Genomic DNA, 9,415 nt, shown 5'->3' with positions numbered 1-9,415 from the left:
ATAATCCTAACATGCTCGGTAATCACCCTAATATTGCTATTAGAATTATTACGTTGCTTTCTTCTGTGCAGTTTTCAAAGAACATCAAAGGTACTACATATTCATATCACTACCATCACTGGCAGCAACATGGGATGTATTCCCTCAAAACTAAGCAATGTAAGTAAAATTGAACAACCAGATGTGTCGACCTTGGATATGAAAGAGTATTTCATCCTTCAAATCTCCATAGAAAGGAGGTGATCCAGCCGCACCTTCCGATACGGCTACCTTGTTACGACTTCACCCCAATCACTGATCTCACCTTCGACGGCTGGTTCCATTACTGGTTACCTCACCGGCTTCGGGTGCTCTCAACTTTCGTGGTGTGACGGGCGGTGTGTACAAGGCCCGGGAACGTATTCACCGCAGCATGCTGATCTGCGATTACTAGCGATTCCGACTTCATGCAGGCGAGTTGCAGCCTGCAATCCGAACTGAGAGCTTGTTTTTGGGTTTGGCTTCACCTCGCGGCTTCGCTACCCTCTATTTAAGCCCATTGTAGTACGTGTGTAGCCCAAGACATAAGGGGCATGATGACTTGACGTCATCCCCACCTTCCTCCGTGTTATCCACGGCAGTCTCCCATGAGTTCCCACCTTTACGTGCTGGCAACATAGGATAAGGGTTGCGCTCGTTGCGGGACTTAACCCAACATCTCACGACACGAGCTGACGACAGCCATGCACCACCTGTCTATCTGTCTCCCGAAGGAGAACTTCCTATCTCTAGGATCATCAGACGATGTCAAGCCTTGGTAAGGTTCTTCGCGTTGCGTCGAATTAAACCACATACTCCACCGCTTGTGCGGGCCCCCGTCAATTCCTTTGAGTTTCAACCTTGCGGCCGTACTCCCCAGGCGGGGTACTTATTGCGTTAACTCCGGCACTGGAGGGGTCGATACCCCCAACACCTAGTACCCATCGTTTACGGCCAGGATTACCGGGGTATCTAATCCCGTTCACTACCCTGGCTTTCGCGCCTCAGTGTCAGACACAGTCCAGAAAGTCGCCTTCGCCACTGGTGTTCCTCCTAATATCTACGCATTTCACCGCTACACTAGGAATTCCACTTTCCTCTCCTGCACTCAAGAATAACAGTATCCAATGCTTCACGGGGTTAAGCCCCGAACTTTAACATCAGACTGATTATCCCACCTGCGCGCGCTTTACGCCCAATAATTCCGGACAACGCTTGCCACCTACGTATTACCGCGGCTGCTGGCACGTAGTTAGCCGTGGCTTTCTTGTCAGGTACCGTCATTATGGATCATTATTTACAATCCACACATTCGTCCCTGAAAACAGAGTTTTACGATCCGAAAACCTTCTTCACTCACGCGGCGTTGCTCCGTCAGACTTTCGTCCATTGCGGAAGATTCCCCACTGCTGCCTCCCGTAGGAGTCTGGGCCGTGTCTCAGTCCCAGTGTGGCCGTTCATCCTCTCAGACCGGCTACTGATCGTCGCCTTGGTGAGCCGTTACCTCACCAACTAGCTAATCAGACGCAGACCCATCTTCTAGTGATAGCTTATAAATAGAGGCCACCTTTAGTATCTTAAGTATGCACTCAAAATACAACATTCGGTATTAGCACCACTTTCGCAGTGTTGTCCCCAGCTAGAAGGTAGGTTGTCTACGCGTTACTCACCCGTTCGCCACTATCTGATATTCAACACTCAATCCTCAGCTTTTGTGTTAGCACTTGTTTATGCGTGAAGCGCTCTCTTCTTTCGCGCTTGACGCTTGGCTACACTGCTAAATATTCAGTGTTGAATACCAGACCGTTCGACTTGCATGTGTTAGGCACGCCGCCAGCGTTCGTCCTGAGCCAGGATCAAACTCTCCATAAAAGCAGACACACAATGCTTCAGCTTTGATGTGGTCGCTTTGTTCGATGCGTTAGCAGTCGAACTTCCTTACCCCATCATGCTTGGCACAGTATGCATAAACTATTTATTAGAGAACCTTGATGGCTCTTTAAAAAACTTGTTTGTGTTGTTCTCGCTTTCGCAGAACAACTTTGTTTTGCACTCGAAACGAGTACCGCACATCTGGCTTATTTTAACCTTACTTACATTGTTTAGTTTTCAAGGAACACATGAGATACACTAAGACTTTTATTTCAGGAAGTTCTTCATCGCTCGTAAGCAACTTCTATATAATAACATAACCACTTTCATATTGTCAACTTTTTTTAAAAAAATATTTTATAAATTTAAATAGTCGTGTTATTACCCAGGCTTCTAAATGAAGGCATACATTTTAATTACGTATATGTAAATCGACTAGAATGAATATTTTTTATGTAGAAAAATATTAGCAGAGGTTATGATCCGTTAGACTTAAAGATTACAATTCAATTCTAACGACAATACCTCTCGCTAATTGCTATACATTTTCACAAGATTAACAATATGTAGTAATGTAGGTCTCACTCAATTCATCTAATACTCGCTTCATTTCAACTATGCTTTCATTAGTTAAATTATATTTAGCCAAATCATCACTATGTAACACCGAAGACAATTTTCCAATACGAGATAACAGCTCTAATTTTTTCATGTACTTAACTTACACCTCTATTTTTAAAGTCATAAGGCTTATTGTACCAACGAAAGCTTTTCTTGTAAAGAAAAAATTGGATAGATAAGTTTAAAGAAATTTTTGTACAGCACTACCATTGAGATAATCACATCGCTTCCCTTGCCAAGTATCGCGATCTACCAATGTCTTCTCAATATCATCACGAATTTTCCACCAACCTGTCTGCCAATTCGTAAATAAAGTGTTTTTCTCTGGAGCTCGACCGATTAAGCGCTGTACTGCGATATCGGAATGTAAATATTCTAAAAAGGTTACTACTCTTTCTACATATTCATCTTTTGAAATTAGATTTATTTCACCTTTTTGATACCAGTCAGCCATTGTTGTATCTTTTACAATATACAATGCATGAAGCTTTACCTGATTGACTCCCATAGCTGACAATACTTTGGCACTTTCAATTACATCCAGGTCATCATCCCAAGGTAAATTCAATATGATATGAGCACAAACTTCAATATTATGCTTTTTAATCCGCAGCGTTGCATCCAGAAATTCTGCTAATGTATGTCCTCTATTTACTTTTCTTAATGAATGATAGTTTACAGTTTGAAGCCCTAATTCAATACTGATGTCAACATTTTTTACTCGGCTAATGTTTGACAACATTTCTAGATATTGATCATTCACACAATCTGGCCGAGTTGCCAGCGCAATACTCACTACATCTTCCTGGCAAGCTTCATGAACATACTGTTCAAGTTGTTGCACCGGCAAGTAGGTGTTGCTAAAATTCTGAAAGTAAGGAATAAATTTTTTCGCCTTATATTTTGCTGCAATGTGAACACGATTTGCTGCAATTTGCATTGCTACAGTCATAGAAGCAGGTAAGTTTTCATATCCAGCACCAATTTCGCCACAAAATACACATCCTCCCTGTCCACAACTGCCATCACGATTAGGGCAAGTAACAGGTAAACTGACAGGCAATTTATATACCTTTTCACCATAACGTTGGCGAAGAAAATCTGAATAAGCGTTATAGCGCATGATAATCCCGCCCTTCAATTTTCTTAAAGTCATCACATGCAATATATTGATATTGAGTACTATCCTGTCCATACGAAAAGAGTATGGGCTTTTTCCTGTAACTAATCTTACCTGGCTGTTTTATGTATTCCAGTAGGTCAATTGAAAAAACTTCAATACGATATTTCTTTTTAATATCCCGCCAAGTAGTGAAGTTATAATCAGGTATGTAGTTACGCACCACATTTGCATTGCGCCAAAACTCATTCTTTTCTTCCATCCATTGATCTTGATTCCAAGACAAAAACTCTGGTTGTATTGTGCCTTTCTCACTCATAAGAGCATCAAACTTTAAAAATTCCTGGCATATGCTTCTCTCCTTTTCATGGTGAATCGAACAAAAATCTAATAAGTATTTAAAGATTGACTTACTACTATGAGCGACTAAATGCAGCTGTTCCTCCTCCCAATAGGTGGATAAATCATGGTAAAAATGAAAAGCATTACCGCCGTGCAATCGAATTAAAAAATCTAACGTATACTTGAAGCGTCCTGTATTATACACCTGATTAAAAACTTCTTCTACTATCTTAAGTTTTCTTACTTCCCCATAAGGTAAACTATCATTACTTAATACTTCATAAGGTGCTTCATCCAAAAATACGTAGCCGCATTCATTGGCAATATTACGAAGCCCAGCCCCTTTTAACATTTTTAAAAAACCGATTTGCAGCATATGTGGTCGTAGTTGATAGACGTCATTAAACGACTGCCCGAACTGTGTATAATTTTCATAAGGTAGTCCTACAATTAAATCTAAATGTACATGAATATTTTGATTTGAAATAATACGCGTTACGTGTTCAACGATTTTAGACCAATTATTATGCCTGGAAATTTTATTAAGTGTAGGTTCATAAGTAGATTGAATACCAATTTCAAATTGAAATCTTCCTGCAGGTACGTCTTTTAAAAATGTCAATACCTCATCATCTAGAAGATCAACAGCAATTTCAAAATGAAAATTAGTACGACAATCTTGCGTTGCTAAAAAACGTAATATAGGTAAATAGTGTTCTTTCTTAGCATTAAAAGTCCGATCAACAAATTTGACTTGCCTTACATTATGTCTAATAAAAAATTCTAATTCTTTGTATACACGATCTAAATTTAAAAAACGTACACCTGAGGTAGCACTTGATAGACAATACTGGCAAGAAAACGGACATCCTCGGGCACTTTCATAATAAATGATTTTATCTTTAAGATGCTCCATATCACTATCATAATAAGGAAAGGGTATTGTATTTACATTTCCAATAACTTGCGGCTTGCCCACAATAATTTCTTCCTTTTGGCGAAATGACAAACCTTCAATAGTATGAATCGTTGTATTAGAGGCTAGGGCCGTCAATAATATTTGAAGAGTTTCTTCTCCTTCTCCTTGCACCACATAATCGATCCCAATATTAGTTTTCATCACATCCAAAGGGTCATAGGATACTTCTGGTCCTCCCAATATAATGACCACTTTAGGTAATACTTTCTTAAGCAGACCAACCAATTTCAAAGTCATATCAATGTTCCATATGTAACAGGATAACCCAATAATATCAGGTTTTTCACTATAGATATCACTCAAGATAACAAGTAATTCATTATTAATTGTATATTCTTTTACCACAATCTCAGAATCCACTATGTTACAAGCCGTTTTTAGATATTTCAAAGCTAATGATGAATGAATATACTTCGCATTCAACGTTGATAAAACTACTTTCACTATATAATCACTCCATATATATATATTCAAATATTAAATTTCCTACTTATGGGTTATTCCCCTTTATACGCTCTTCTTTCCTTAATATTCACCACCTGCATGTGTTTTGAATACTATAAAATAAAAGTAACCTTTAAAGGAAGGTGCCATAATGCGGATAGTCATAGATGGACAAAAAGTACCTGTTAATGTCCGAGTTAGTAGAGACTTATTAATGACACTAAAAGCGATGTCACAAACACTTCATTGGCGGATCACTTATGACACAGCTAATGAATTAGTGTATATTTACTCCCCTAATTATGTAGCCCCTGGATCTTTAGATCGTCCTGCACCAGTGATCGATGAACCCGAAAGTCAACGTTTATTGGGTAAAATCATCTGTCTTGATGCTGGGCATGGCGGAAACGATCCTGGCGCTATTGGTCCATCCGGAACAATGGAAAAGGATAACACATTAGCAATCACATTACTTTTGCGGGATATGCTAGAAAATAATGGCGCAACAGTAGTATTGACTCGTGACAGTGATCGCAATGTGTCTTTGCCTGATGCTTCCGATGGAGAAGAACTTGCTGCCCGAGTAGAAATTGCCAAAGATTCAAATGCTGATATCTTCATCAGTATACACAATGATTCCTTTACCGGCAACACAGCTGTAGGGACCACTACTTTTCATTATGGTGATCCCCAATCCATCAAATTAGCTGCTCTTGTACAGAAAAACTTAGTAACAGAGCTAGGAACTAAAGACCATTCATCTCGATTTGCAAGTTTTTATGTTATTCGCTATACAAAAATGACTGCTATTTTAATCCAAGCAGCCTTTATTTCAAACCCAGAGGAAGAAGTTCTACTATCGAGTATTGATGGTAGAACGAAAATAGCTGAAAGTATTTTTCAGGGCATCGTAAACTTTTATAAAGTATAAGAAAGATATTTTTCCATATGCTATACAGGAATCTTAAACTATCTTGCTAATATATACAACTATATCTATATTATTCAAAGGAGTGTATACATGTTTAAAATGCTTCGAGTCCTTCCACTATCTCTTACTAGAATTAAGTACAGCAATACTAGCGGTGGCGCCGCTACTGGCGAAACCTCCCATGTGCCGCCTCGCAGTGAAATACCCGATCAATATAAATGGCATCTAGAAGATATTTATGCAAACGATGAGCTTTGGCAGCAAGATTTTAATACCTTAAAGAGCAGTTTAAAAGAAATCACTCAATATGCTGGTACATTAAAAAACTCATCTCAAGATTTATTAGCGTGCCTTAAAGAACGGGATGAGCTTGGTATAATCAGCGGCAGATTATATGCCTTTGCCCGTATGCATAAAGATGAAAATACATCGGACACCAAATATCAAGGGATGACAGGAAAACTAGAATCATTACTGGCAGAAGCAGGTGCAGCTACTGCATTTATTGAACCTGAAATATTGGCTTTACCTGATGAAACATTAACCACGTTCCGTCAGCAGGAAGAGGGATTAAAAGAATATAGTTTTTACTTTGATAACCTTGCCAGACAAAAAGAACATGTGTTATCTCCTAAGGAAGAAGCCATCTTATCCAGGGTTTCAGATATTACACAAGCATCTGAAAATACCTTTAACATGTTAGCACATGCAGATATGGAATTTCCACAAACAATTGATGAGCAAGGCCAAATGGTACAATTAAGCGAGGGACGTTATAGTCTATTTATCCGTTCCAGTGACCGAAATGTTCGTCAACAAGCTTTTACTAATTTGTTTACTACTTACAACCGCTACCGCAATACCTTTGCTTCTACATTAAGTGGAAATGTGAAACAAAATGTTTTTTATGCAAAGACCCGTAATTATGCCTCCACATTGGATTCTGCTTTAAAGGGTGACAATGTACCAACGGAGGTGTATGATAATTTAATAGCTACTGTCCGCAAGAATCTTGCCCCCTTGCATCGTTATGTCGCTCTTAAGAAGAAATTTCTGCAGTTAACTGACATTCATATGTATGATTTATATACTCCCCTAGTTAAAGAGGTAAATTTCCCCTTTCCTTATGAGGAAGGGTTGAAACTGGTTTGTACGGCTATTAAGCCTCTAGGTTCAGAATATGCCCAAATTCTAGATAAGGGCTTAACTTCTGGCTGGATCGATGTTTACGAAAATAAGGGAAAACAGACAGGTGCCTATTCCTGGGGAAATTATGGAACCCACCCTTTTGTATTACTCAATTATAATAATCGCTATGATGATGTCTCAACATTGGCTCATGAAATGGGGCATGCCATTCATAGTTATTACAGTCAAGAAAATCAGCCTTATGCCACTTCATCTTATACAATTTTTTGTGCCGAAGTTGCTTCCACTACCAATGAAATACTCCTATTACATCATATGCTTAATACCACAACAGATAAGAACATAAAACTCTATCTCATCAATCAGTATTTAGAGCAAGTACGAGCTACCGTTTACCGTCAAACTATGTTTGCTGAATTTGAAAAAATGATTTATGAAATATCCGAAGAAGGCGAAACTCTCACAGCAGATAATCTCGATACGTTATGGCATGATCTTAACGTAGCCTACTATGGTTCTGATATCGTTGTTGACAAAGAATTAGACATAGAGTGGGCAAGAATTCCACATTTTTACTCAGAATTTTATGTGTATCAATATGTTACAGGCTATTCTGCCGCCACAACCTTAGCGGATAAAATACTTAAGGAAGGGCAGCCAGCTCAAGAAAAATATATTAATTTTCTAAAAAGCGGTGGTTCTGATTACTCCCTCAATATTTTAAAGCAGGCTGGCGTTGATATGTCTTCACCAAAACCAATTGAAATAACATTAAATAATTTCTCGACCATGCTGGATCAAATGGAAAAGCTATTAACACAATAGAAGCGTTATAAAAAAAGACTGGATAACCAGTCTTTTTTTATTAAGAGTATAGTTAACCAATGATATAAAAATACTATTATAATAGAGGTGATATTTCATGCAATTAATTAAACCTATGTTAGCCAAACCAGCTAAATTGCCACTTGATGATGCCCAATACAGTTTTGAGATCAAGTGGGATGGAATCCGTGCAATGCTTTACTATAATGCAGAACAATTAACCATAAGAAGCCGCAATTTAAATGATATTACACATCAATATCCAGAACTTCAACAATTGAAAAAGAAATTAACTCGGCAAAAAATTATACTTGATGGAGAAATTATTACATTTGATAAGAAAGGTCTACCTTCCTTTCCTATCTTACAACAACGTATGGGTCTTAGTTCCCTTACCGTTATCCATAGGAAAATGCTAGAAACACCTGTAACCTACATTATCTTCGATATTCTCTACTTTAACCAATCCCTATTAGAGCTTTCCTATACAAAACGCCGATCCCTTTTAGAAAGCTTGCAGCTTTCAGATGCCAATTGGCAGACTCCAGCTTATCAACAAGGCAGCGGTAAAGAAATACTAGCCGCAACCTCTGCCTTAAACCTAGAAGGTATTATTGCCAAACGCTTAAACAGCACCTATATTCCTGGAGCACGCAGTGAAGATTGGCTTAAAATAAAAAATCAGTACCGTCAGGAATTAGTAATTGGTGGCTGGCTGCCTGGGCAAGGTCAACGTTCTGGAGGAATCGGTTCCCTGCTATTAGGCTATTATGATAGGACTCTCCAGGAAGCTAAAAAAGAAAATAAACCGCAACACTTTCTTTATGCCGGAAAAGTGGGTACAGGCTTTACAAAAAATATGCTTCATAAACTTTATACCCTGCTTATTCCTCTGCATCGCAATACTAGCCCTTTTACCACAAATGAATTTCCCAATACGACCGTATTCGTAGAGCCTCGTTTAGTCGGCGAATTTGAATTCACAGAATGGACACCGAATAACACCCTTCGTCATCCGTCATTTAAAGGTCTACGAAATGACAAAGCTGCCCATGATGTAGTACAAGAAACAAAGAACACGAACTCTATAACAATTTAATTCGTAAAAAGGAAG

General features: G+C 38.7%; 5 protein-coding genes and 1 rRNA gene. 3 read left to right on the top strand and 3 right to left on the bottom strand.

What is annotated here, in order from left to right:
* Window positions 1–232 precede the first annotated feature (232 nt).
* The 3 genes from JBW_RS09695 to JBW_RS09685 all read right to left on the bottom strand — a co-directional run bounded on the left by JBW_RS09695 (window position 233) and on the right by JBW_RS09685 (window position 5,396).
* Window positions 233–1,890 (bottom strand): 16S ribosomal RNA (locus JBW_RS09695).
* A gap of 802 nt (window positions 1,891–2,692) precedes the next feature.
* Window positions 2,693–3,634 (bottom strand): TIGR01212 family radical SAM protein, encoded by a 942-nt coding sequence (locus tag JBW_RS09690; protein WP_007954254.1) that lies wholly within the window; start codon window positions 3,632–3,634, stop codon window positions 2,693–2,695.
* Complete coding sequence (locus tag JBW_RS09685; RefSeq protein ID WP_007954256.1) at window positions 3,624–5,396, bottom strand: B12-binding domain-containing radical SAM protein; 1,773 nt, start codon at window positions 5,394–5,396, stop codon at window positions 3,624–3,626. The genes JBW_RS09690 and JBW_RS09685 overlap by 11 nt, the downstream gene beginning before the upstream one ends.
* A gap of 151 nt (window positions 5,397–5,547) precedes the next feature.
* On the opposite strand from JBW_RS09685, the gene JBW_RS09680 reads away from it, so the two are divergent.
* The 3 genes from JBW_RS09680 to ligD all read left to right on the top strand — a co-directional run bounded on the left by JBW_RS09680 (window position 5,548) and on the right by ligD (window position 9,400).
* Window positions 5,548–6,327, top strand: a complete 780-nt coding sequence (locus tag JBW_RS09680) for an N-acetylmuramoyl-L-alanine amidase family protein (protein WP_007954257.1) — start codon at window positions 5,548–5,550, stop codon at window positions 6,325–6,327.
* 90 nt (window positions 6,328–6,417) lie between these two features.
* A complete protein-coding gene (gene pepF, locus JBW_RS09675; RefSeq protein ID WP_007954258.1) occupies window positions 6,418–8,301 on the top strand; it encodes an oligoendopeptidase F in 1,884 nt (627 codons plus the stop codon).
* Window positions 8,302–8,398: 97 nt separating this feature from the next.
* Window positions 8,399–9,400: a non-homologous end-joining DNA ligase gene (gene ligD, locus JBW_RS09670; protein ID WP_007954259.1), complete on the top strand. Its 1,002-nt coding sequence runs from the start codon at window positions 8,399–8,401 to the stop codon at window positions 9,398–9,400.
* The last annotated feature ends 15 nt before the right edge of the window (window positions 9,401–9,415 follow it).

It is taken from the genome of Pelosinus fermentans JBW45, from assembly GCF_000271665.2.
Classification (GTDB): domain Bacteria; phylum Bacillota; class Negativicutes; order DSM-13327; family DSM-13327; genus Pelosinus; species Pelosinus baikalensis.
Note: the sequence above shows the minus strand (reverse complement) of the source record. Positions and strands in the feature narration are given on the sequence as shown.